The sequence below is a fragment of the Deltaproteobacteria bacterium genome, assembly GCA_019308925.1.
Lineage (GTDB): Bacteria > Desulfobacterota > B13-G15 > B13-G15 > RBG-16-54-18 > JAFDHG01.
In genome coordinates this window covers 21,291-45,884 of record JAFDHG010000033.1, presented here as the reverse complement: position 1 = coordinate 45,884, position 24,594 = coordinate 21,291, and the positions used below count along the sequence as shown (strand labels likewise).

Below are 24,594 nucleotides of genomic sequence, written 5' to 3'. Positions count from 1 at the left end.
CACCTCCTTTTGGTTAATTAACTGTCTATTTCCCCCATCGCATCGTACTTTATCATTTTTGCGATGGGACAGGAGGTGCCCTTTATATGATTATCAAGTCTGCTCTTGACTCATGTAATAATATAATTCATGAAGAGAAGAGGCCTAAGATTAAGGTCTGTCCTGACATTTAATAAATGAAATATTCAATCGGCCTAACTACTCACTGAAACTGACGGCTAACAGCTTCGCTGTCTACCCGCAACATAGCTCTGGCGTGGGGCGCGAGAAAGGAGATTGCAATGAAAAGGGTCATCGCGGTTCTGCTGACAATCGGAATCCTCAGCATTCTCAGTTGCGGCTCATCAACCAATCCGCAGGCGGAAAAGGTAGCCATAAAAGCGGCGCAATCTTGGCTCACGCTCGTAGATGCCGAAAGGTATGGGGAAAGCTGGGATGAGGCAGCCGAGTTCTTCAAGACAGCCGTGTCCAAAGAGCAATGGCAACAGACGATGCAAGCATTGAGAAGGCCTTTAGGGAAAAACATCTCAAGAGAACTCAAATCAAAGCGCTATTGTACCTCTTTGCCAGGAGCCCCGGATGGAGAGTATGTTGTGATCCAGTTCAGGGCCTCCTTTGAGAACAAGAAATCTGCCATTGAGACTGTCACCCCTATGGTGGATAGAGACGGGAAGTGGCGGGTTTCAGGGTACTACATGAAATAGAAACACCCAACCAGCGGATGCAGCCGACCGTTAGGAGGGAAAAGGGGGTCACATGCCAAGGCAGACAAACCTTGATGCTCCTGGAACATCAAATTATGTGAATTTCTTCGTCTGCTATCTCCAAGGCATTCAAGGGCACTCAAGGGTAGTTAAAGAGAAAAATTGCGGGAGGTACCCATTTATCTTACCCTTCCCCTCGCAAATCTACAGAGGTATGGAGATATCACCTTTTGGATGGGACGCTTTTACCTGCCTGAGCAAGCTCCTCCAGTATCTCTTCCATTTTTTCGAGTGCCTGTCCGTATCCTGCCCAGTCCCCTGCCTTCAGGTATTTCTGAGCTGTCTTGTATTGGTCCAGGGCAGAAACGATCAGATCCTGGATCGATCTCTTCTCTACCCTTTCCCCTGGCATGACCTCTTTGGGAAGCTCCATTTCTTCAAAGATTGCGGCCAGTGCGCCAGCCAGATCCTCTCTCATGACCACTTCGTTGCCATAGGCCACAATCACCCGCTTCAACTCGGGAAGGGCAATGCTCCGTGTGGGCCTTTCCGGTCGGCCCATAGAGGGTCTTGCCATTCTTCCAGGGGTTTCAACCTCTGGTTTTGATTCCTGGCTGGCCTGCAGGTAGACAGGCTCCACGTAGAGGAAGGACTTCTCGATGGGGATTGCCATGAGGTTCCCCCGAATAACTCGTGAGCCCATCTGTCCCCAAAGGGTCAATTCGCGAGAAATTTCAGTCTGTTGATCCACCCTGGCTTCCACCTGCATGGGACCGAAGGCAAGCTTGTCCTTTGGGAGCTTGTAAACTAAAAGATCTCCATAGTTAGGCATATCGCTTCGCGCCGCAAGCCAGGCAATCATGTTGGCCTTCTTGGAAGGTGTAAAGGGAAGCATCAGGAGAAATTCTTCACGCTTCTCGCCCGGCGGCTTGATGATGATGTAATAAGGTACCATCTCTTGCTGGGTATCGGCGTAGAGTTCATTAGGAATCTCCCAGAGGTCTTCTTGATTGTAAAAAACCTGCACATCCTGCATATGGTAAGATCGGTACATGGCCGCCTGAATATCAAAAAGGTCTCTCGGGTAGCGAATATGAGATTTTAGAGACTCGGGCATTTCATCTATGGGTCGAAACAGATCCGGAAAGATCTCCATGAAACTCCCAATGATCGGATCGGCCTCATCTATAACATAGAGGTCAACCTTGCCCGTGTAGGCATTGACAACGGCCTTGACCGAATTCCGTATGTAGTTGATTTCCAAACCGAATTTTTTCGACATCCTGGAGGAATAGGGATACATGGGTGTTGTGGTGTAGGCGTCGAGGATCCAGAAGAGATGCCCGTCGGCAATGACCAGATAAGGGTCCCGGTCGAACCGGAGAAAGGGGGCAATCTTTTTCACGCGTTTGTCGATGGGCCGATAAAACATGATCCGGCTTTGCGGTGTTAGATAACCGGTAAAGAGAATATCCGTACTCCTGAAAGTGATCGCGAAGAGAAGCCTTCTCAGGAAAGAATTGATGGGAACCCCTCCATCCCCCTGATACGTCGTATAGACATTGCTGTCTCCTTTGGGGTAATCAAACTCTTCTTCCTTCGTCTGAACAATGACGTAGTTTTTCGTCTTCTCTCCATAATAGATCTCGGGTCGCTTGACTTCAATGCCCCGGGTCACGGGGGGGAGATCCTTGATCAACAAATTTGGGAGCCCCTCCTGGGTGACCTGGTTGACAGGACTCAGAGCCAGTCCATAGCCGTGAGTAAACTTCAGGTGCCTGTTCACCCATGTTTTCGCCTGGCGAGGTAACTGATCCACAGAGATTTCACGGGCCGAGAGGGTCACCTGCCGATACTGACCATCGAGAATATAGCGGTCCACGTCAATACCTGAAAAATCATAATACAGCCGAATCGACTGGAGTTGCTGGTACGTTTCCTTCAGGGGTCGTTCGTCCCAGATCCGAATATTTTCGATGGTCAACCTGTTTTTCACGATGTCCGCCATGGTGAGATTTTCATCGACGATGAAATCCTCCTCCTCGATTCTGTCGAGGTTATAAGCCCTGCGAGTATTTTCGATGTTATAGGCGATGTATGGTCTTTCCATATCAAGTTCATTAGGTTTCACGACGAAATTCTGCACGATAGACGGAATGATGAAGCTGGCCACCACCATGGCTCCGAGGATTACTGCCAGGCCAACCAAAAGAACGCCCCTCCTTTGCAGGACCATGTTTACTGCCAGGAAGATGGCAAAAGCTCCAAGGACTACCATCAGAATTCTGTACGCTACCAATTGCACGTGAATATCCGTATAGCTCGCTCCAAAGGCCGGCCCCCCTGTTGAGTACATAAGCTGGTAGACTTTCAGCCAGTATCCCCATACCAAAAGGGCAGCTATGATCATCCCCAGAATGGACAAGTGCTTCCTTACGGACGAATCTATTCTCAATTTGCTAGGTAGCTGCACCTTTTGGTCCTGGGCCTGGATGGTTCCCACCTCCATATGTATGAGGTTCCCCCTGCTATATACCAGGATGGCAACCACACCAGAAAAAACCACAAAGCCTATGAGCCAGTTCTTCAGAAACAGGTAGAAAGGCAAAGAAAAAACATAAAATGCCACATCCCGGCCGAAGATGGGATCAGAGATCCCGAATGACTTGGGGTGAAAATAGAGTAGGATCATACTCCACTTTGTGGAGGCAGCGCTGCCTATCATCAGGGCAACAATGATGAGAAAGGCCCCAATGGCCCAGCGGATCCCCCTTTCACTGATGGGAAGACCTTCTACAGAAATCCCGCCCTCTCCATCACTTACAGGATGGGTCTTTTTCACGTAGAGTCGGGCAACATAATAATTGATCCCCACGACCAGGAGAAAAACCAGTACGGCAGCCAGGCCAATCAGAATTTTTGAGATCACCATGGTAAGAAACACTGAGGAAAACTGTAGGTTCTGAAACCAAAGCCAAACCGTATAAAAGCTCGAGGCCAACGCACCCAGCACAATGAGAATCACTATGACTGCAATAACCACTCGGAAAAGTCCTGTCTGCTCTCTCATTTTATCATCTCCTCTCTAAAGGCCAACAATCTCGGAAAATGACAAGAACATTGAAGGAGTATATACAGAACTGACCGGATTGGCAACATGAAAACTTGCGTTTCTGGGTAGAAGTATTCATATTTTTTCAGCATATCAGGGAAGTAGAAGAAATCGTTGGGAATAAGGTCTTGATTTTCGAAATTTTATTGGGAAGAAAATGAGAGTTGCGTCTTGATATGGGGGGTGAAAAGGGGATGTTGTTGACAGAGTAATTTAACCCTGATTCAATAATATTAACTTTTCGCAATTTATTTTACGTCCAGTTATCGGTCTGTGGTTGTGGTAATTGATAGGACATAAGCATCTGTATGTATTTATTGAACCCTTCCTCGCCTTTCTTTTCCAATCTTTCAATTTCGCGCAACACCTGTTTCAGCACCTTCTCATCCTTGACTGCCTCGATCGGTTGCTGGAAGGCAGGATACGAACGCTGCAAAAGGGAATAGGCCTGTTTCTGCTCTTTGGTCAACGAGAGAAATGCGTCCAGCTCTTCCAACATCGCACTTTTTTGGCGGTCAAGATATCCATCAACCTGCATCAAGAGGTTTAAACTGAAATCACCGCAGTGAAAATAGCTGTGCATCTCGTCGAGGTTAGCGACGAGTAACCGTATCTCAGCCACAATCTCATCATCACTCATCGGGACAAATGTCCCATCCTCAACCATCTTTTTCATGGGTGACTCTGGGTGCATGGCAAAGGTGCGTACTCTGATGTGGTCCGGTCTAATCGTATTAAGCAGCTTGGCGGTCTCAAGGGCGTGTTCTGTGCTCAAGGTTTGCCCTCCAAGGCCCGGCATGATGTACTCTGAAAGCGAAATACCGGCCTCCATAACCCGAAGACCTCCAGCTACGATATCCTCAGGGATCGATCCCTTTCGTACCATCTCCAATACAGTGGCAGACCCACTTTCCATGCCCGTATGGATCCTCGTCAAACCCGCCTCCTTGAGCTGTTTATAGTCATCGACGTTCTTTCTCTTCATAGTCTTTGTGCGGGCATATGTAGTTACATGGGTAACCTTGGGAAACTTTTTTTTAAGATGCTCAATGATTGACACTAATTCTGCAGTTGAAATGATCAGACTGTCCGCATCCTGCAAGAATGCCGTTGTGATCATATCGGCATTGGGGCCATAGTCCTCGGCCATGGAATCGATATCTCTTATAACTTCCTCAACGCTCCTTTTGGAAAAGGTCGTCCCTTTGTATGCAGGACAAAAAAGACACCTGTTCCAGGGACAATTTCGCGTCACCCGTACTAATAAGCTCGATGCTTCGCTGGGCGGCCTGATGACTCCCTGCTCATACATAACTCACTCCTTACAAAAAACTTCTCTACTCCCAAAGGAGTGGAAGGGGAATGAGAGTTTCTTCGGCTGCTATCTCTAAGGCACCCAAGCGTTGTTAAAGAGTAATCCAACCCATTCAACAACATCCCATTCATACACATAAATAACCTACACCTTAATCTTTGCCAATCGGTTGACGGCCTCCTGAAGCTCCTCATCTGGGACAGTGAAGGAGAGGCGGATGTATCCCTCTCCGTATTGGCCAAAGCCGTGCCCTGGGGTTACCATAATCCCTGCCTCATCCAGGAGGTGATCGGCAAAGGAGGCTGAGGTGTGCCCAGAGGGTACCCGCACCCAGAAATAAAAGGTGGCCTGAGGGAGCCTGAAATCGAGTCCTGCCTGGCGCAGCCCAGCCGCCAGGATATCTCTGCGTCGGTGGTATATCCTGCGCAGCTCGTCAACACCCGATTGATCACCCTCAAGGGCTTCTACCCCAGCCAACTGGATCGGTTCGAAGATGCCCGCATCTATGTTGGTCTTCACCAAGACCAGGTAGCGCAATAATTCGGCATTGCCCACCGCAAACCCAATGCGCCAACCAGCCATATTGTAGGTCTTGGAGAGGGAGTGAAACTCGATCCCCACATCCATGGCCCCGTCCACCTCAAAGAAGCTGGGGATGTAATGATCATCGTAGTAGATCTCCGAATAGGCCAGGTCCTGGACCACAACAAGGTGGTACTTCTTGGCAAAGCGGACAACATCTCGGAAAAACTCTTTGGAGGCCACCCCTGCTGTAGGGTTGTTGGGATAGTTTATGGAAAGCAAATTGGCCGCCTCAGTTACCTCCTGTGGGATCTGGCCCAGGTCGGGGACAAAGTCGTTTTTCTCCAACAACGGCATGGGATAAGGCCTTCCCTTGGCAAAGAGGATAGAGGTATAAAAGATCGGGAAACAGGGGTCAGGAAACAAGGCGATATCTCCCTGGTCAATATATGCTAGAGGGGCATGGGCCACCCCTTCTTTGGAGCCGATGAGGGAGACGACCTCAGTCTCTGGATCGAAGGATACGCCAAACCTCTTTTTATACCAGCGGGCCGCAGCCCGGCGGAACTCCGTAAGCCCAACATAGGAGGGATAGCGGTTGAAATCTGGGGTCTTTAAGGCCTCCTTGAGCCGTTGGACGATATGTGGGGGGGTGGGAAGGTCGGGGTCTCCCCTGCCCAGGTCTATGATCTCTATACCTCTGGCCTCCAGCTCCTTTTTCTTCGCCTCGATCTCGGCAAAGACATATGGGGGGAGCTCCTTGAGGCGCTGTGCCGGTTCAAACTTTGCCCTTCTCTCCATGGAGTCACCTCCAAAAAAATTAAGGGCCGATAAGCATTGTGCCCATCGGCCCCTGGTAATCCTTTTTGCTTTCAGATCATCACTACAGAGAGGCCCATAGGCTCCTATTTTCCCCCACATAATAATAAAGGTAAAGATTCATTAAACCCATTTGGCCCCTCTCTGCTGTGTAATTAACATATCCCCCCTCCTCTGTCAACCCCTTGTTTCCATCGCCCCTTTTTCTGCCCCAGATTTCACAGTTTAAAAAAATAAGGCCCTTGACAAAGAGGGGCAAATGTCTTACGGTTTTTATGAAAATTTGGTGATCGAAACAACAGGGTCACGAAGGCCCAAAAGAGGCAGAAGCCTCTGAAACCTTTGTGACTTTTTTTATGTGGAGGTGAGAAGATGAAGAGAATTTATATCTTGTTGTCTTTCCTGTTCTTTTTATTGCTAACCCTTATCCCCACAGGTAGGGCGCAGACCATTGTCCTCGGGGATGCAACCGGTCTGAGGGCCTCCTGGGGCTATCCAAATCCCTACACCTGTGTCCCCCGTGGACCAGGATACTGCAGGGCCTCTCTCCTTTTTGATACCTTGGTGTGGAAGGACCAAAAGGGGACCATCCCCTTCTTGGCAGAGAAGTGGTCCTATAATGAGAAGGAAAATAGCTGGACCTTCCTGATTCGAGAGGGAATCCTCTGGCATGATGGAAAGCCCCTCACGGCCCGGGATGTGGCTTTTACCTTCCGATACATTATTAAGTACCCCGTCCCCTTTTACGGTAAGGTCTCCTGTCTAATCAAAGATGTTCAGGTCAAGGGAAGGAAGGTCACTGTATACCTCAAGGGCCCAAATCCGGACTTTATCGGCCACTATGTGGGGACCATGCTTATCATTCCTGAACATATCTGGAAGGGTGTGGGAGATCCGTACCATTTCACGGCGCCTCGCTCTTTTATTGGCACTGGTCCCTTTATCTTAGAGGAATACCACAAGGGCGAGGACCTGTACATCTACCGGGCCAATCATGACTACTTCATGGGGAAACCCAAGTTCGAGAAGGTCATCTTCAAAAAGGTGCCTGACCAACACCAGGCCCTCATAAACGGGGAGATAGACATGGCCCGGATAAACGGCAAGATGATCCCCCGCATGCAGGAAAATGGGCTAAAGGTAATCTCCGGCCCATCCTACTGGAATTTGAAGCTCTTGTTCAATACGCGCAAAGGCCCCTTTACCCACCAAAAGGCCAGGCAGGCCATTGCCTACGCCATAGATCGGGAGGCCATGGTAAAAATCGTGAAGATGGGCTTTGCCAAAAAGGGGAATCCCAATTTTCTCCCAGATGATAATCCCTGGTACTGTCCCTCTTCAAATCAATACCCGTATAGGCCGGAGATGACAAGGCGTTTAATCCGAAAGGCCAACCTCCCCACCGAGATTACGATGATCGCCTCTAGCCGCTTCCGCAAGGATGCAGAGTTTGTCCAGAAGGCATTGAAAGGGGTGGGTCTGAAGGTAAAAGTGCGATTCTACGACTTAAACACGGCCGATGCCCTGATCATGAAGGACAATTTCGATCTCGCCATCACGGGGCACGGCGGTCTTGGTGGAGCGCCCTCAATGATGGTTAAATTCATCACCCAGAAGGTCACATACAGCGCCAGGTTCGAGGACGCACAGTTGAAGGCCCTCTTAAAGAAGGTGGAAAGGTTAAGGGACAAAGAGGAGCGAAGAAAGGTCATGTGCAAATTTCAGGAGGTCTATGCCGAGAAGCTCCCTGCCTTGACCCTTTATTACCCGACCTGGTATTATGCCTTTAGTGACAAGGCAGAATTCTACCTGACGCCAGGGGGAGTCGCCTTCGGGATTCCCCTGCCTCTTAACAAACTGATCTTTGTCGAAAGGAAGCAGTGAGGCTATTTGTATCCTATACCATAGCCTTTTTTCTCATCTTGACCTTCCTCTCTACCCTCCCACATCTTTTGCCGGGGGACCCGCTGGAGCTCTATTATAACGACCCTATAGCCGAGGTCCCCCCGGCCCTATTAGAATCCCTCAGGGCTCGTTACGGATTGGACAAACCCATCTATGAACAAGTCCTTACCTCTTTGAAAAATATCTTTGTTGGGGAGTTGGGCTACTCCCTAGTGGAGCAGGAGGAGGTATCCCACCTCCTCTGGGATTATGGAAGGAGGAGTCTGTTTTTGGTCGTGCCGGCCTTCCTCTTTTCTGCTTTGATAGGCTTCATCTTCGGGATGGAGGCGGGCACCAGGAAAGACAGCCCTTTCGACCGCCTGGGGCTCTTTACCTTTATCGGCCTCGGTGCCCTCCCGCCAATGGTCTCGGGCGGTGTGCTCCTTTACCTCTTTTATTATCGCTTCTTCCCGGGAGGGGTCACCTCCATCTCCGGCTCCGGTCCCTTGGAGGTCTTTCAATATCTCGTTCTCCCCACCCTAACCCTCATTGTCTCCCACGTCACCCTGAACTTCCTCCTGACTCGAAACAACGTGGTCTTTCTCCTGAAGGAACCCTTCGTCCTCGCCCTTCAGGCCAAGGAGGTGGGGAATACGAGGATCAAATACCTTCACCTAGCCAGGAACATCCTTCCCCTCTGGATCCAGAGGTTAGCCGTGTCATTGGGCACCCTGTTGACAGCGGGAATTGTCGTGGAGGTTGTATTCCACTATCCTGGACTGGGTTCTCTCCTTCAGGAGGCCATCCTCTCACGGGACTACCCCCTTATCAACGGGATCATCCTCCTGCTCACCATGTCGGTGTTGGGGTTTAACCTTGCGGCGGACCTGATAAACAAAAGATTGGGGGTGAGGGAATAATGCACATTCAGTACTGGGGATACCTGAAAAGGGAAAAGCTCGCCTGGGCCTGCCTCGGGATAATCCTCATCTTTTTTCTTCTGGCCATCTTCCCTTTCTGGATGGCCCCTTATCCGGAGGGTGACTACGTTACCAGTCCCTTCCTCACCTACAATCTGCGCCATATTCTAGGAACCAACGATTTGGGACAAGATATCCTCAGTGAGGTGATCTGGGGGGCGAGGTATACCCTATGGATAGGATTTGGTTGTGCGCTGTTGGGAACTTTTATCGCCATCCTCTTCAGTTTCCTCGCCACCACAATGGGGTGGGCAATGGAACAGGTCCTCATGAGGTTTGTTGACCTGATGATCACCATCCCCTCCCTCCTGCTGATCATCCTCTTTGGAGTATACATAGAGGTAGATGCCGTCCGGTTGATCCTTCTGCTCTCGTTTTTCCTCTGGGCCCATAGCACCAGAATTTTCCGCGAGAAGATCAAAGAGACCTTGACCAAACCTTACGTAAGATATGCCGAGGGATTGGGGGCAAAGAGGCCTTATCTGCTGATCAGACACGTATTGCCAGAACTTTACCCCCTGATCATGCTGGCCGTGGTGAGGAAGTTCAAGATGGGTGTATTTCTGGAGGCCATCGCCTCTTTTTTGGGGGTATGTGCCTTTGAGGGGAAAAGCTGGGGGGGGATGTTGCGCAACGCCCTGGAGTATCCTGGTTTTCCCAACTGGTGGTCGTGGCTCTTAGGTCCCTCTGTCGCCCTGTCACTGCTACTGATCAGCCTGGGGGTTCTTGGAGCCATGATGGAAGAAATGGTGGAACCAAGATTGAGGAGACAACAAGGGTGATTGCTGTTGAAGGTCTCCAGGTAGAATATGTTAGAGGGGGAGAGGCCGTGGTGGCTGCACGGGAGCTCTCCTTTGAGTTGAAGACAGGAACGCTTGTGGCCATCCTCGGTGAGTCGGGCAGTGGCAAGAGCACCATCGCCAGGGCCATTATGGGATTGATCGATGAGGCCAAGATGGAGGGAGCCATCAGGATTGGGGAGGAGAGATTACCCTTAGGAGCGATAAGGAATTTAAGAGACTATCGCTGGACCAAGGTCTCCATGGTCTTCCAGAATAGCTTCAACTGGTTTGACCCCTCTTTTCCCCTGACGTATCAAATCCTGGAGGTGTCGAGAAAACGAGGGGTGCCCCCACGCATCGATTTGGAGGGATGGATAAAGAGCCTTGGGCTCTCCCCGGGCCTCTTGGAGAGATACCCCCACCAGGTAAGCGGCGGCGAGAGGCAAAAGGCCCTCTTTCTGAATGCCATGATCCTCGACCCTCCCATACTGCTGCTTGACGAACCTACCTCTTCTATGGATAGGAAAAGCAAAAGGAGGGTTTGGGAGATTATCGAAGGGCTCAAGACAGAAAAGGGGATACTCCTTGTGACCAACAATGTCGAGGAGGCACAGAGATTGGCTGACGAGGTGATCTTCATCATTCGGGGAACCTCGGTAGAGGTAGGACCAAAGGAGGAGGTCTTCAGTAAACCGCTACACCCTTATACACGCCAGTTTATCAGAAGTTCCCCATCCCTTGACCGCAAGAAGGAATTGGAGAGGATGAAGAGGGCACCGGCAGGGGGAGAGGGGTGCCCCTATGCCCCTCGATGCTTTCAGAAACAGAAGGAATGCTCAAAGGTCTTCCCTCCCCTGCAGGAGGTCTCCCCTGGTCGTCTTATCCGCTGCCTACTGGGAGGAATTGAGACTGTCTGTCACTTGGAGGGTGTCACCGTAAGCTATGAGGGGAAAGAGGTCTTCCCCCCCGTCTCCCTGGAGATCAAAAGGGGTGAGACCATTGCCGTAGTGGGTAAGGTGGGCAGTGGTAAGACTACCCTTGCCAGGGTCATGGCAAGGCAGATACGCCACTTCCAGGGAAAGGTCACTTACAACCTCTCCGATCTAAAGAGAGAGGTGCAGCTCATCCCCCAAAACCCCCATGAGACCATAAGCCACCGTTTCACCGTGAGGGAGGTGGTGGAGGAACCCCTTTTGCTCCATGGCCCCGGGAGAAAAGAGGAGCGATCCCTCCTCATTAAACAGTCCCTCGAGTTGGTCGCCTTGCCAACCACTACCGCCTTTCTCCAAGAGTACCCACACCACCTGAGCGGGGGCGAGATCGCCAGGTTGGCCATTGCCAGAGGGATCGTCCTCAGTCCTACCCTCCTTATTGCTGATGAGGTCACCGCAGGGATAGATCCGGTTCTGCGCTCAGATATTCTGCACCTCTTGCTCGAATTACAGGCCGAGATGGGGTTTTCCTTGACCTTCATCACCCACGATTTGGGACTCGCCTCCAAGGTGGCCGATCAAGTCCTCGACCTCGACCGCCACAAATATGAGGGGGCAGACAATTATTGGAGGAGATTCGCTGAAGAAGAAAGGGGGCAAAAGTGAAAGAGCAACCAATACCGATATTGCTTTCTCGTTGTGTGGATTTCCACGGACACCTCTGTCCGGGTTTGGTCATCGGCTACAAGGCCTCCACCTATAGTCTCCAACTCCTGGGGATAACTCCTCCCCATGAGGACCTCTTTGCCATTGTCTCTAACAACTCCTGTGCCTTTGACGCCGTTCAGGTAATCACCGGCTGCACCTTTGGCAAAGGGAACATAAAGTTTTGGGATCATGGCAAGCATGTCTACTTCTTCGGACGGCGGGACAATAACCAGGTCGTCAGGCTCTATGCCAAGGGCCAGGGCGACATCTGGCAACAGTACCCCGGTCACCCAGCCTTGTCCAAGAAAGTATTAGCGGGCGATGCTAATGAAAGGGAGCAAAAAAGGTTTAAAGAAAACCATCGACGGATCGCCCTCTCCCTCCTGGAGATACCCAATAAGGTCTTCTTTGAGGTAAAGGAGGCCGAAATAGAGCCTCCCCCTAAGGCCATGGTCTTCAACAACCTCCGGTGCGACCTTTGCGGAGAAGAATGTATGGAGACGCGGGCAAGGATCTGTAATGGAAAGACCCTCTGCCTCCCCTGCTTCTCAAGGTACTGCACTGATGCTTAAAGCTTAAACTCCCCGGTATCGACCCACTCGTTCTTGAGCAGAACCCACCAGTCGATGGCCAAGCCTTTTAAGACATACTCATAGGGGAGCCAGCCGTATCCCTTATCCCCCCACCCCTCGCCCCAGGAGTTGCGGATGAGGAGGGCCCCTTGGGTCTCCGCAGCGCAGGTGGGGTTTACGATCTTGACCTTATCATCATACCCCATCGCTACTATGGCATGACCACCGATGATCTTCTCCCCAGGACAGGGAAAGGGGATCTTTCCTTCAGGGCCTGCCTCGGATATGGAGCTATAGACGGTAAAGCCAAACATCGAAGGAACCCCAGCAGCCAAAACCCCCTTTATCTGGATCAAAAGATCCTCTTTAGAGGTATCGGGTGGGTCGAGGCGCAGGTATTTGATGGCCTGGTAGTTCTGGGCGAAGGCGTAACAGAAAGGTGGAGGTTCTGCATCAAAATCCTCAATTACATAGGGCCAATATTCCTCTGGCGGAACCCCGAACAGCACCATGGCACCCATGGTAGTCCTGAGGAAGGCACCAGTATCCCCCTTCCAATTCAGGATGTTTCTGGTTACCTTATAGAGAAAGAGGCGGGAGGCGTCAATGTGCCTCCCAAAGGCCCGGCGCTCAAAATACTCCACCAACCCCACTCCTGCATTGGCCGTACAAGACCCAAGCTCCCCCTGATCCTCGACAGGTGGACACCACTCCCTCAGATCAACAGATTTCGGAACTTCTCCCTTTCTCGGTTTAGCTAGGCCCACCTTCTTTAACATCGGCTCTACTTCCCTATGCCCTATGGTATAATCCCGATAATCGGGATAATCGGGCAACCAACCCATAGCCTTTTTGTCCATAGCAAATACCTCCTACAAAAACATAATCACTGTTTTCATTAACTCAGATATGCAATTTATAAGCTCCATTATTCCATTTGGCCTTTGAAGTACGTTTTATCATCAACTTACCCTATTCTTCCCCTACTATGCGGCAAGGTCAAGGGGGAAATTGCCCCTCAGGGTTGGCCATGTCCTGTCCTTAAACCCCTTCTTGGGTCTCTGAAGTCTAAAATCCGTGTTTAACCCGATCAAGGTTTTGCTTGACAATAGCTAGATTTTTAAACTAATGTTTTGTATATTCGTTTCTAACAGGCGATAGATAAGGTAACAACCTAACCCCAACCTCCTGGGCGTGTTAGGAGAAGAAGTTTACAGAGGTGCCCTTGTTTTAGCCTGTAATGGTATTTTTATATCCCTTAATATATCCCAAAATCTATCTTTTGCTATAGGTGAGAAATGCAAATGGTTGAGCATCGTACGTTCAAAAGATTGGAGATCCCTCTTCTGTTAAGAATGAAGTTGTTGGGAACAGCCAAACATGACCAACCTGTCAAGTCGCAAACCAAAAATGTCTCCCTTGATGGCCTCTTAATAGAAGTACAGGTATTCTTAGAAAATGATAGTCTCATAATTCAGAAAGGAGACGCACCTGTAAAGCTGGGTCCTTTCCTCGTATTGAATGAAAAATTGGTAGAATTGGACATATGGATACCTCCGAAGGCCCAAAGGATCAAAGCGATAGGAAGGGTTGTGTGGTATGACCTTTGCTCAAGGGGGACATCATATTATTTTAGCGCAGGGATCTCCCTAGAAAAAATGGGAGCTGAAGATGGAAAAAAGTGGGCAAATTTCGTAAGCAACATAGCTCAAGTATAAGGTTAAAGATTTGAAGCAAGTGAAGGCCTTCTATTTTTTTCCCTCCACAAACTTCGATCAACTTCCCCCAGGCAAAACTCAATTCTGCCATATCATTGCTCCCATAATGGAAGCGAACTGCTAAAAAAACCTTGACTAAATAAGTTGTACCTATTATTAGTCTTTCCTAACATATCACCAAGGAGGCCTCATGGGAGAAACGCTTACGGCCAGCCTGGAAGACTATCTGGAGGCCATCTGGTTGATCGGACAAAAGGGTCGAGTGATCCGGGTGAGAGAGGTTTCTTAACTTCATCCAGTTACTTTGCCAAAACAGGGAAACGACCTGAACATTGTCAAAGAGGAGGTATAGAGATGGAAGAAATGCTCACCCTCAAGGAGTTCAAACCAGGACAAAAGGGAAAGGTCCTCAGGCTCAAAGGCAAGGGAGAGGTCAAGAGGAGACTTCTCGATATGGGGATCGTCCCAGGAACAGAGATCCAGGTGGAAAAGGTAGCACCTCTCGGGGACCCGGTTGATGTCCTGGTAAAGGGTTATCACCTCTCCCTGCGCAAAGAAGAGGCGGAACTGGTATTGATCGAAAGGAAGTAGTTATGGCCCCTATACCGTTGAGCATGGTCAGAGAAGGAAAACGGGTACAAGTAGTGGAGATAAGGGCTGGCCGCGGGTTGATGCGAAGGCTCCTCGGCATTGGGATCGGGCTAGGGGACGTGATCGAGGTGATCTCCAACTCCGCTCCTGGCCAAGTCATCATCGGCAAGGGGGAGATGAGGATTGGACTGGGGTTCGGCATGGCCCATAAGATCCTTGTACTACAAGCTTAGAAGGAAAAAGGAGGTACTAGGTGAAGAAAAAGGGGGGAAAGGAGATACTCATTGCCCTGGCGGGCAACCCCAATACGGGCAAGACCACTGTCTTCAACCAGCTCACCGGCTCCAGGCAGCATGTGGGCAACTGGCCCGGTGTCACGGTGGAAAAGAAGGAGGGGGAGTTCACCTTTCAGGGGGCGCGGGTGAGGGTGGTAGACCTCCCCGGCACCTATGGGCTCACCGCCTACTCCATCGATGAGAAGATCGCCAGAGACTTCCTGGTGAAGGAGAGGCCCGATCTGGTGGTTGCAATCGTTGACGCCACCAACCTGGAGAGAAATCTCTACCTGGTCACCCAGCTCCTGGAGTTGAAGGTCAATCTGATCATCTGTCTCAATATGCTGGACTTGGCTGAAAAGCGCGGGTGGGAGATAGACATCCAGACCGTCTCGGACGTGGTAAGGGCACCCGTGGTGCCCACAGTAGCAAACAAGGGACAGGGGATAGAAGACCTCAAAAAGACCATCCTCTCAACCGCTACCAGAACCGATAACAAGTTCAAGATCGACTATGGCCGGGATACCGAAACAATGATCGAAGAGGTGGAGGAAGAGATCAGATCCCTGGAGGACTTCCCTTATCCCCCTCGATGGAGCACCATCAAGTTCTTAGAAGGAGACCCTGACGTCCTGAAACTGCTCTATAGAAAAGGGATCGATGAGGGTAAGTTGAACCGGTTTTTGCTCAAGGTCCAAAGAGATCTGGGGTATGATGATCTGGAGACCCTCATCGCCGAAAGGAGATATGGTTATATCCACGGATTGTGCAAGGAGTGCATAAAAAAGCGGGCCGATATAGAAGAGAGGATAAATTGGTCCGACCAGATAGATAAGGTGTTGACCAATAAGTATCTGGGCATCCCTATCTTCCTCGCCTTCATGGTAATGACCTTCCAAATCGTCTTCGGCCTGGGCGGGCCATTGGCCGACCTGATCGATGCCTTCTTCGGCTGGTTGGGCAGTGGCACCACCTCCCTCCTCCAACCTCTTGGGGCGCCCCCCTGGATCATATCCCTCCTCTCCGATGGGATCATCGCAGGGGTCGGATCGGTACTGGTCTTCCTACCCCATATCCTGCTACTCTTTCTCGCCATCGCCATCCTGGAGGACTCGGGATATATGGCCAGGGCCGCCTTTGTGATGGACAGGTTGATGCATGCCCTCGGGTTGCATGGTAAGTCCTTTATCCCGATGATCATCGGTTTCGGCTGCAACATCCCGGCCATCATGGCCACCCGGACCCTGGAGAGCAAAAAGGACAGAATTCTCACGATCCTGGTTAACCCCTTGATGTCCTGCTCGGCCAGATTGCCCATCTACACCCTCTTCGCCGGGGCATTCTTCGCCCAGAGGCAAGGCCTGGTGGTCTTTTCCCTGTACCTCTTGGGTATCGTCCTGGCCACCATTATGGCGCGGATATTTAAGGCCATCTTCTTCAGGGAGGAGGTGGCGCCCTTGATCATGGAACTTCCTCCCTATCGCCTCCCCTCCCTCAAGGGGGTCATTTTGCACATGTGGGAGAGGGGGAGCTTGTTCGTCCGCAAGGCAGGGACTATCATCTTTGCAGGGGTTGTGCTGATCTGGTTGCTGGCCTCTCTCCCTCCGGGAGTGGAGTACGGTTCCCAGGGGAGCCTGATTGGGAGGTTGGGTTCTATATTCGCCCCCCTCCTCAAGCCGGCTGGTTTTGGTTTCTGGCAGGCAGCGGTAGCGCTCCTTTTCGGGATCGTGGCCAAAGAGGTGGTGGTTGGCACCCTGGGGACGCTCTATGGAGTGGAGGGAGAGGGACTTAGGGAGGTCCTTCCTCAATACTTCGTACCCCTTTCGGCCTATGCATTTATGACAATGTCCCTCATCTACATCCCCTGTATCGCCGCCATCGCCACCATAAAGAGGGAGACCAATTGGCGCTGGACCCTTTTGGCCGTAAGCTATAGCCTGATCCTGGGGTGGATATTGGCGGTGTTAATATATCAGATAGGAAGAGTGTTTTAAGGACCCAACATCGGCATGAAAAATTCAAAAAAATGCTTGACAAAGAATAATTCATGTATTAGATTGTTCTAATATTGTTGTTTCATACTAATAACCGGGCGCTTCACAACAACACGAAGTGATTGCCGTTGTTTTGAGAAGCCCAAGAAGTGCCGCTACTTCTGTGGTGTAAGAACTGTATTATTAATGGAGGAAAAAGGTGAGTCCAAAATTTGAAGCGTGGAAAATGCAAGCAAGCCATTTGCCTGAGGTTGTAACCGAATTCGAAAAATGGTTGTTTTTTGATATGGCCAGCGTGCTGTTTGCGGACAAAGCTGGTGAGTTGTTGATGCTCAGGGCCGAACATTCCGAGTTGAGCATTGATCAACGTATCGAGCGTATCGCAGCGCTTTCGCGATCATGGGGGTTTTCGTACCTCGTGCTTTGCCGTAGTCAAGTGTGCGCCAGGGTAATCATCTATGACCAAATGAAGGTACAAAAAACACTGTCGAACGTGCCACAGTGGGTCTTCGATAAAATGGGCTACCCGCACGACATCGGGCCCATCGAGTTCTTGGAAGAGGTGGGGCGGCGCTGGCAAGACAAGGGACAGATACCGCACGAGATCGGATTGGCCCTTGGCTATCCCATCAAGGACGTCTTGGGATACATGGGGTTGATCCCGTTGCGGTCCACAGGGAACTGTGGCTGGAGGATCTACGGAGATCCCACCCCCTCCCTGCGCAAAAGCCGCGAATTCGAGCAGGCCAGGGAGCAGGCAGCCGCGTTCATAAGTATGTGATCAAGACAAAAAAGCCGAGACGGATAGGCGGATCCGTCTCGGCCGGATGCATGCTCGCTCCATGTTGGTTCAGGCAGGTGAGATCGCATCCACAGGGCAATGGGGAACGCACCGGACGACAGGCAGGTTAACGCAGTCATTGCACAGTTTAGGATCGATAATGTATGTCTTTTCGGTCTCTGCGTTACTGATTGCGTTCCTCGGGCACATAAGGCGGCAGGCATCGCAAGAAACACACTTTTTTGGATCGATTCTGTGAGCCATGGGGTTTACCTCCTTTCCTTATTTTAGGTCTTTCTAAGGGCAAGCATAATTGACTCTGCCAATATTATATATAACACAGCAATCCTAGTTTGTCAAGGATTTTTTGCAATTAGTAAAGTATAATACTATTAATAAAACCTATTTAGATTAACTGATTGATAATTGATTAGGGTTGCCAAACAAACCGGTAGTTTTCAATGGTGGTGGGGTAGTATTGATAGCTCGGTCCGTGCTATCATTCCACAGGATAAATAGAGGTGAAGAAGATGGAGATGCAACAATATTTACAACCAACACGCATATTGAATTATTATGCAGAAGAAATTCAAGAATTGACCAGAAAGAAATTTTCAAATCTGAAAACTAAAGAGGAGAAGGTTAAGGAAATTTATTATTTTGTCAGAGATGGAAAATGATAGCAAAATTCCCTTGGAGCTTCCCGATCTTTTCTTCAAACCTTCTAACATAGTGTAACAAAAGATAGATTGAGGGATCAGAAGCGTAAGAAAAAAAATAAAAAAATGCTTGACAAAAAAATTTTGAGGATTTAAATTAGAATTATCTAATTCTATTTTGAGGGGTTAATAATGAATAATGAAATACTGACCCCCACCATGGAAGATTATCTTGAGGCCATCCTTCTTTTAGAAGAGGAAAAGAAGGCTGTCCGGGTCAAGGACATAGCCAAAAACATGGACGTTAAGCTCCCCACCGTGACCAGCATGCTCAACACCCTCATGCAAAGGGGCCTGATCAACCATGAAAAATATGAATACGTGGAGCTGACTGATAAGGGTTTGGATCTAGCCAAAGAGGTCAAGCGCAAGCACGAGTTACTATCCAGTTTCCTATCCAACATCTTGGGTATAGACCTTAAAAGGGCCGAGGAAGATGCCTGCAAGATGGAGCATGCCGTAAGTCCTGAGACCATGGAGCGGCTGGTGGAGTTTATGGAATTCATAGAGGTCTGTCCTCGAAGCGGTCCCAGTTGGTTGAAATCATTTGCCACTTATTGTGCCAAGGGTACTGAGGGCCATTCACCGCAAGAGTGCCTGAGGCACATGAGGGAGTTTGTGAAGGAATTCGACTTCAAGCTAAAAGAGATGGAAACAAGAAAAGAGGCGCAACCCATAGAAAAGTCATTGATGGAGCTTTCACCTGGCCAAAAGGGAAGAATCGCCAAGGTCAAGGGGACAGACCAGATTCACCAACGTATACTGGATATGGGAGTGGTGCCTGGGGCCATCGTGGAGATGGAATACATAGCCCCCCTCGGAGACCCAGTAGAGGTCAAGCTGAAGGGGTACCATCTTTCTTTACGTAAAGAAGAGGCCTCTAATGTCTATATAGAGGAGGTCTAGTTGAAAGGGGGGTTTATGCCGCTGACCATGACAGGGCCAGGAGAGGAGGTCACCCTGGTGGGTATAAACGCTGGTCGTGGGCTACAGGCAAGACTTTACAGTATGGGGCTGGTGCCGGGCGTACGGATGAAGGTCTTGAACAACGGTGGACGAGGACCTCTGATGGTCCTGGTAAAGGAGACACGGCTGGCCCTGGGCTATGGGGTAGCCACTAAGATCCTGGTAGAAAAGTAAAATTTTTTATGTAAAAGTTAGATGATACTAATCTAATTTTATTAATCTTATAAAATCTTGAAAGGCCAATATTGTGTCTATCAAAGAGGAAAAGGTCCCGGCGCAGGGGAATAAAGAACATTTGAAAAATCTCATCGAAAGGAGCACCCAGGACCTCCATGATCGGGTAAATATGCAACAACACATCCTGCTCAGCATCCTGGGAGAGATGAAGGATAGGTGCCCTGCTGATCTCTGTTCTCTGCTGGATTGCCCGCACAGAAGGTTGTTGCGCCAGGTCCTGACCGAGACCATAGAGGTATTGGAGGAGACAAAGAAGGCCTTCAAATCAAAGAGGCTGGAGGGGTTGAGAAAGAGGTTGATGGATGTGTTAATAAAAACAGCTTGAGATTATTTTTGGGGCGTCTTACGGCCCCTGCGATGGGCAGGGGAAGTGAAGGCGTAACTTGATGGTCTTCAAAGGACATCGGGTTACCTCTTTTTTATTGGGGCGTCTTACGGACCCTGCACGGCAGGGAAAGGGAGGGCGTAACGTGAGATCGCAAAATTCAAAAGAGGAGGTGGATTATGCAAACGTTGGTCCCTTTAAAGAAAAGGCGCCCTCTCTGGGAGATCGAATGGTTGATGTGCCACGCATTTGGAATTTGCCTCACGGATGAAGAGGCGAGAAAGCTAGCAAGACAGACGGGATTTAGCAAGGACGGTGCAGCCACACCCTTCGAGGTCCACAGCCATTTAATCGGGACAGGGTAGAGGGTGAGGAGATTGAAGGGGTTTGGAGGGAATTGATTCAGCAAGGAGAAATGAAAGGGTCCTTTTGGGCGATCATGACTCGAGAGGATGTCCCTCCTGAGCTGCTGATGAAGATCTTTGGCGAAGTCCACATGACCTGCTTTGGGAACGCAACAAAGCAAATCGCGAGAGTACGGAAAGTGGCGGGCTTGGGCGGGGAGTTGGAGAACCTAAAACAGAGGCTCACAAAGATCCAGGATCGACTCTCCAGGGTTCGATCTGAGCGGGATCGGCTGAAGGGGAAGGTACGGGAAAAAGAAAAAGTCCTTCAATCTTTGAAGGAAAAGCTCGATGGCTTGAAGAAGCTTCCAATTGGCACGGTCTCGGTCCCCACGGAAGCAACCCTTAGATGGAGGCAGAAGAGGACAGAGTTGCTGGGGAGGTTGCAGCAGGAGAGGAACCTCCGCCTTTTATTAGAAAAGAAGGTAAAAGAGCTGGAGAAAGAGTTGGAAAAGATGGGCTTGAAGGCGAACTCAGGGCAAGAAGAAAGTCTCCCTTCTCCTGTACCTTTGCCCTCTACCATCCATTCATTAAAGGGGAAAAAGGTCCTGTTTATCGGCGGTCTGGGTAGGATGGAAGATCGCTATCGGCAGCTTATAGAGTCACTAGGAGGAATCTTTGAGTACCACAGCGGTTACTATGGCAAGGGGGGAGAGGCTCTCGAGAACAAGGTTAAATGGGCTGACGTTGTCCTCCTTCCGGTCAATTGTGTCAGCCATTTCGCCTCTAGCATAGCAAAAAGGCTCTGCAAGAAGGAGGACAAGCCCTTCATTCCCCTTCCCAGCGCCGGATTGACTTCTCTGTACAGGGCCTTGGGAATGGGGATAGAGGGGGAGGAAGGCGATGAAGAATGATGAAAAGGGCGATCTCACTATCAGGCCAGGGCGCATAAACAGCAGCTCACAACTGAACCTGACAGGAAGGGGGCTTGGGCCAGGGGGAGAGTGCATCTGTTTAGTATGCGCCAAGGTTATCCCTCACAGGCCAGGTATACCCTGTCGAGAAGAGGTATGTCCGGAGTGCGGTGGTAGGATGAGGCGTAAATGAAAATCTAATCCAAAGGAGATACTCATGAAACTCTTAAGCGAACTCCAAATCGGAGAAAAGGCAAAGGTGGAAGATGAATCAATCACCATTGGTCATGGTATGGCCCAGAAGGTCCGGGTGGAATGAAAGGGTGGGCAATGACCTTGGATGAGATCAGACCTGGGGAGCAGTGTCGGATCAAGGGGATAATGGCCACGGGTATCTTGGGCCAGCGGTTGCTAGACATGGGTTTTATCCCTGGAGTCCAGATAGAGGTCATCCGCAATGCCCCCCTCATAGACCCGGTGGAGATCAGCTTGGGTGAATACCAAGTCAGTATCCGCCATGATGAGGCAAGATATGTGGAAGTAGAACCATTATGAAAAGGAAAGAAAAGGCCCTGGTGGCAGTGGCAGGGCAGCCAAATTCGGGTAAATCGACGGTCTTCAACATGCTCACAGGTGCCCGTCAACATGTGGCCAACTACCCTGGGGTGACCGTGGAGAAAAAGTCGGGCACATATCGTTACCAGGATACGCGGATAGAACTGGTTGACCTTCCTGGAACCTACAGCCTCACCTCCTATTCCTTAGAGGAGAGGATAGCAAGGGACTTTATCCTCCATAAAAGACCCGCCTTGGTTGTTGATATCGCCGATGCCTCAAACCTCAAACGAAACCTCTACCTCACCTTCCAACTCCTGGAGATGGGGATCCCCGTGGTCATCGATCTAAATATGATGGATGTGGCAGAAAGACGGGGTCTTAAGATCGATGTGAAAGAGTTGAGCAGACGCATCGGAACCCCTGTAGTCCCTACGGTTGGAAACAGAGGAAAAGGAAAGAAGGAGCTTCGGAAGGCCACCTTTGAGGCCTATAAAGGGAGGGAGGCCTTTAAACCCTTTCGTATTGATTATGGCCCTCTAGAACCCATATTGAAGGAACTGGAAAGCAAGCTTTCAAAGAGCGAACAACTCTCTGCGAGCTACCCCCTGAGGTGGCTTGTAGTAAAACTCATGGAGGGCGACAGCGAGACACAGAGACTCATCGAGAAACACCTCGAAGACCCCAAGGAGATCCTAAAATATGTGGAGACAAAGAGGGAGGAGTTCGCCTCTAAGCACAATGAGGCACCGGAGAGGTTCATTGCCACCCGGCGATACCAGAGCGCGGATGAGATCGTAAAGCACTCCGTCAGGAAGAAACGAGAGGTCCCTTCAACCCTGTCCGATATGATTGACAAGGTCGTCTGCAACAGATTCTTGGGGCCTGTCATCCTGGCTGCGATCATCTATGCCCTTTTTGAGCTCTCCATTGTCCAGGGTTATAAGGTCACTGCCTACACCTGGCCGCTGCTTGCCGGGTTCAAGGAGCTAGTGGCCTCAATTCTGCCTTCCCCTGGTTTTATAGAGGAACCCCTTATCCGCTCTGTCCCCTTAGGGGTGGTTGACGGTGTCATCGCAGTCCTGAACTATGTCCCTCTTTTTCTGATATTGTTCGCCTTGATAGCCATCCTAGAAGATACAGGATACATGCCCAGGATGGCCTTTATCCTTGACAGGATCTTCCGCCACTTCGGCCTCCACGGCCAGTCCACCCTCCCTCTAATCCTGGGCGGCGTATTTGTAGGGGGGTGAGCTATACCAGGGGTGATGGCCTGTAGGACCATCAAGGACGAGCGGGCGAAGATGGCGACCATCTTGACAGTCCCTCTCATGAACTGTATGGCAAAGATCCCCTTCTATACCCTGCTTGTCAGTATATTCTTTGTCCAGCACAAGGGCATGGTTATGTTCTTCATCGCCACCATCACCATTATCGTAGCCCTGGCAGTGGCCAAGGCCCTGACCCTCACTGTCCTCAGAAGGAAAGAGAGTGCACCCTTTATCTTAGAGATGCCCCCCTATCAACTCCCCACAGCGCAGGGCGTTCTGCGTCGCTGCCTAGAGAGGACTTGGCTCTTTGTCAGGAAGGTCATAACCATCATCATCGTCATAGCCCTCATCGTCTATGTCCTCATCAGCCTTCCTGGACTAAATAAGGAGAGGGAGGCCTATTACGAGACACGGGCGCAAGGGGCAATCACCACCTTTTTTAACCAGATAGAGGGCAATCCCTATGCCGGCCTCCTTGGGGGACCGAGGCTGATGGAGTTTATGGGATACTGGAACGATTACAAAAAGGCCAGGATGGGTGCAAAGAGTAAGGAGAAAAAGAGGGCCATCGATGAAGAATTCCGGAGGGAAAACCCAGAATTCTTCAAGATCGTAAAGCCAGGAAGGGATAAGGAGGCAAAAAAGGTCAACAAGACCTTTAAGAAACTGGTTAGAGCCAGAAAGAAGCTCTTGAGGCATAAAAAGGATGAAACCATCTCCTCCAGTTACTTGGGGCGCTTTGGTCGTTTCCTCGAACCCCTTACTAAGATTGCAGGGTTCAACTGGCGTATAAACATCGCCCTCCTGAGCTCCTTTGCAGCAAAGGAGAGCAGTGTGGCTACCTTAGGGGCTATTTACCAACCATCAGGGGGAGAGAAGGCAGCCCTCGAGGCGAGGATGAAGAAGAAGGAAAAGGGATTCACCCCCCTTCACGCCCTGGCCATCATAATCTTCATGGCCATGTATCCCCCCTGCATCCCCACCCTTATCATGGTCAAGTTGGAGTCAGGACGCCTAGGATGGATGTGGATGCTCTTTGCCGCCCTCTACCCTACCCTCCTGGGGTTGATGATGGCTATCCTGGTGTTCAGCGGTGGGAATCTCCTCGGCCTGAGCGGGATGGGGGCGATGGTTGGATTTTATGCCATGGCAATAGCCATAACGGCATTGATGGCTCTCATCAGGAGGGAGCCGAAATATAAAGAAGATATACTAGAAAGGGGGTGAGTCTTATGAAGAAGGTCCTTTTCGGCATTGGTCTGCTGACATTGTGTATCTTTCTGGCTGGGCAGGCCCTTTCCCACACACCGCTGTGCTCCTGCTTCGACAATGGGGATGGGACCATCACCTGCGAAGGTGGCTTCTCTGACGGTTCCTCGGCTGCTGGTGTGAGTATGAAGGTGGTGGACGCAAAGGGAAAAGTGCTCATCAAAGGTAAGATGAATGAGGACAGCGAGTTCACCTTCAAGAGGCCTGATGTGCCCTTCAAGGTGATCTTCGATGCAGGACCAGGCCATGTGGTGGAGGTAAAGGGCGAGGATATCACTGAATAAAAATTTAAAATGAGGGTGAAA

At 50.3% G+C, this 24,594-nt stretch carries 25 protein-coding genes and 1 pseudogene; 21 read left to right on the top strand and 5 right to left on the bottom strand.

Features of this window, described 5'->3' with window-relative positions; genetic code table 11:
* The first annotated feature begins 281 nt into the window (after nt 1–281).
* On the top strand, nt 282–704 hold the full coding sequence (locus JRI46_06810; GenBank protein MBW2039291.1) for a DUF4019 domain-containing protein: 423 nt from the start codon (nt 282–284) through the stop codon (nt 702–704).
* 223 nt (nt 705–927) lie between these two features.
* Here JRI46_06810 and JRI46_06805 read toward each other — a convergent pair whose 3' ends face one another.
* The 3 genes from JRI46_06805 to JRI46_06795 all read right to left on the bottom strand — a co-directional run bounded on the left by JRI46_06805 (nt 928) and on the right by JRI46_06795 (nt 6,454).
* On the bottom strand, nt 928–3,774 hold the full coding sequence (locus JRI46_06805; protein ID MBW2039290.1) for a UPF0182 family protein: 2,847 nt from the start codon (nt 3,772–3,774) through the stop codon (nt 928–930).
* Between the two features lie 295 nt (nt 3,775–4,069).
* Nucleotides 4,070–5,128 carry a radical SAM protein gene (locus JRI46_06800; GenBank protein MBW2039289.1) on the bottom strand — a complete coding sequence of 353 codons (1,059 nt, stop codon included), beginning with the start codon at nt 5,126–5,128 and terminating at the stop codon, nt 4,070–4,072.
* Nucleotides 5,129–5,275: 147 nt separating this feature from the next.
* Nucleotides 5,276–6,454, bottom strand: a complete 1,179-nt coding sequence (locus tag JRI46_06795; GenBank protein MBW2039288.1) for an LL-diaminopimelate aminotransferase — start codon at nt 6,452–6,454, stop codon at nt 5,276–5,278.
* A gap of 390 nt (nt 6,455–6,844) precedes the next feature.
* Between JRI46_06795 and JRI46_06790 the strand changes: the two genes are divergently transcribed.
* From JRI46_06790 to JRI46_06770, 5 genes are read left to right on the top strand one after another with little or no spacing between them, the layout of a single operon-like run.
* Nucleotides 6,845–8,356, top strand: a complete 1,512-nt coding sequence (locus JRI46_06790; protein MBW2039287.1) for an ABC transporter substrate-binding protein — start codon at nt 6,845–6,847, stop codon at nt 8,354–8,356.
* The gene (locus JRI46_06785; protein ID MBW2039286.1) at nt 8,353–9,276 is read left to right on the top strand and encodes an ABC transporter permease; all 924 of its coding nucleotides are present in this window, start codon (nt 8,353–8,355) and stop codon (nt 9,274–9,276) included. Before JRI46_06790 ends, JRI46_06785 begins: the two co-directional genes overlap by 4 nt.
* Entirely contained in the window at nt 9,276–10,118 is an 843-nt protein-coding gene (locus tag JRI46_06780; protein ID MBW2039285.1) for an ABC transporter permease, read from the top strand. The genes JRI46_06785 and JRI46_06780 overlap by 1 nt, the downstream gene beginning before the upstream one ends.
* Nucleotides 10,115–11,716 carry an ABC transporter ATP-binding protein gene (locus JRI46_06775; GenBank protein ID MBW2039284.1) on the top strand — a complete coding sequence of 534 codons (1,602 nt, stop codon included), beginning with the start codon at nt 10,115–10,117 and terminating at the stop codon, nt 11,714–11,716. The genes JRI46_06780 and JRI46_06775 overlap by 4 nt, the downstream gene beginning before the upstream one ends.
* Nucleotides 11,713–12,330 carry a formylmethanofuran dehydrogenase gene (locus JRI46_06770; protein ID MBW2039283.1) on the top strand — a complete coding sequence of 206 codons (618 nt, stop codon included), beginning with the start codon at nt 11,713–11,715 and terminating at the stop codon, nt 12,328–12,330. The genes JRI46_06775 and JRI46_06770 overlap by 4 nt, the downstream gene beginning before the upstream one ends.
* Here the strand turns inward: JRI46_06770 and JRI46_06765 are convergent.
* The gene (locus JRI46_06765) at nt 12,327–13,190 is read right to left on the bottom strand and encodes a cysteine protease (protein MBW2039282.1); all 864 of its coding nucleotides are present in this window, start codon (nt 13,188–13,190) and stop codon (nt 12,327–12,329) included. The genes JRI46_06770 and JRI46_06765 overlap by 4 nt on opposite strands.
* Nucleotides 13,191–13,634: 444 nt before the next feature.
* Here JRI46_06765 and JRI46_06760 point away from each other — a divergent pair, with 444 nt between their 5' ends.
* The 5 genes from JRI46_06760 to JRI46_06740 all read left to right on the top strand — a co-directional run bounded on the left by JRI46_06760 (nt 13,635) and on the right by JRI46_06740 (nt 17,689).
* Nucleotides 13,635–14,048 carry a PilZ domain-containing protein gene (locus JRI46_06760; GenBank protein ID MBW2039281.1) on the top strand — a complete coding sequence of 138 codons (414 nt, stop codon included), beginning with the start codon at nt 13,635–13,637 and terminating at the stop codon, nt 14,046–14,048.
* 354 nt (nt 14,049–14,402) lie between these two features.
* The gene (locus JRI46_06755) at nt 14,403–14,639 is read left to right on the top strand and encodes a ferrous iron transport protein A (GenBank protein MBW2039280.1); all 237 of its coding nucleotides are present in this window, start codon (nt 14,403–14,405) and stop codon (nt 14,637–14,639) included.
* Between the two features lie 2 nt (nt 14,640–14,641).
* Nucleotides 14,642–14,872 (top strand): ferrous iron transport protein A, encoded by a 231-nt coding sequence (locus JRI46_06750; GenBank protein ID MBW2039279.1) that lies wholly within the window; start codon nt 14,642–14,644, stop codon nt 14,870–14,872.
* 20 nt (nt 14,873–14,892) lie between these two features.
* Nucleotides 14,893–16,908: a ferrous iron transport protein B gene (gene feoB / locus JRI46_06745; protein ID MBW2039278.1), complete on the top strand. Its 2,016-nt coding sequence runs from the start codon at nt 14,893–14,895 to the stop codon at nt 16,906–16,908.
* Nucleotides 16,909–17,194: 286 nt separating this feature from the next.
* Nucleotides 17,195–17,689: a DUF3793 family protein gene (locus JRI46_06740; GenBank protein ID MBW2039277.1), complete on the top strand. Its 495-nt coding sequence runs from the start codon at nt 17,195–17,197 to the stop codon at nt 17,687–17,689.
* Nucleotides 17,690–17,758: 69 nt separating this feature from the next.
* Here JRI46_06740 and JRI46_06735 read toward each other — a convergent pair whose 3' ends face one another.
* Complete coding sequence (locus JRI46_06735; protein ID MBW2039276.1) at nt 17,759–17,953, bottom strand: 4Fe-4S binding protein; 195 nt, start codon at nt 17,951–17,953, stop codon at nt 17,759–17,761.
* A gap of 257 nt (nt 17,954–18,210) precedes the next feature.
* Between JRI46_06735 and JRI46_06730 the strand changes: the two genes are divergently transcribed.
* The 10 genes and pseudogenes from JRI46_06730 to JRI46_06685 all read left to right on the top strand — a co-directional run bounded on the left by JRI46_06730 (nt 18,211) and on the right by JRI46_06685 (nt 24,573).
* Complete coding sequence (locus JRI46_06730; GenBank protein ID MBW2039275.1) at nt 18,211–18,369, top strand: hypothetical protein; 159 nt, start codon at nt 18,211–18,213, stop codon at nt 18,367–18,369.
* Between the two features lie 171 nt (nt 18,370–18,540).
* Nucleotides 18,541–19,314 (top strand): metal-dependent transcriptional regulator, encoded by a 774-nt coding sequence (locus JRI46_06725; GenBank protein MBW2039274.1) that lies wholly within the window; start codon nt 18,541–18,543, stop codon nt 19,312–19,314.
* Entirely contained in the window at nt 19,315–19,548 is a 234-nt protein-coding gene (locus tag JRI46_06720; protein MBW2039273.1) for a ferrous iron transport protein A, read from the top strand.
* Between the two features lie 208 nt (nt 19,549–19,756).
* Nucleotides 19,757–19,936 (top strand): hypothetical protein, encoded by a 180-nt coding sequence (locus JRI46_06715; GenBank protein ID MBW2039272.1) that lies wholly within the window; start codon nt 19,757–19,759, stop codon nt 19,934–19,936.
* Between the two features lie 179 nt (nt 19,937–20,115).
* Complete coding sequence (locus tag JRI46_06710) at nt 20,116–20,301, top strand: hypothetical protein (GenBank protein ID MBW2039271.1); 186 nt, start codon at nt 20,116–20,118, stop codon at nt 20,299–20,301.
* Between the two features lie 50 nt (nt 20,302–20,351).
* Nucleotides 20,352–21,194 (top strand): DUF2325 domain-containing protein, encoded by an 843-nt coding sequence (locus JRI46_06705; GenBank protein MBW2039270.1) that lies wholly within the window; start codon nt 20,352–20,354, stop codon nt 21,192–21,194.
* Nucleotides 21,184–21,387, top strand: a complete 204-nt coding sequence (locus JRI46_06700) for a hypothetical protein (protein MBW2039269.1) — start codon at nt 21,184–21,186, stop codon at nt 21,385–21,387. The genes JRI46_06705 and JRI46_06700 overlap by 11 nt, the downstream gene beginning before the upstream one ends.
* Nucleotides 21,388–21,524: 137 nt before the next feature.
* Nucleotides 21,525–21,749 carry a ferrous iron transport protein A gene (locus JRI46_06695; GenBank protein ID MBW2039268.1) on the top strand — a complete coding sequence of 75 codons (225 nt, stop codon included), beginning with the start codon at nt 21,525–21,527 and terminating at the stop codon, nt 21,747–21,749.
* Nucleotides 21,746–24,247, top strand: a pseudogene (feoB, locus tag JRI46_06690) (ferrous iron transport protein B). Before JRI46_06695 ends, feoB (JRI46_06690) begins: the two are co-directional and overlap by 4 nt.
* 5 nt (nt 24,248–24,252) lie before the next feature.
* Complete coding sequence (locus JRI46_06685; GenBank protein ID MBW2039267.1) at nt 24,253–24,573, top strand: hypothetical protein; 321 nt, start codon at nt 24,253–24,255, stop codon at nt 24,571–24,573.
* The last annotated feature ends 21 nt before the right edge of the window (nt 24,574–24,594 follow it).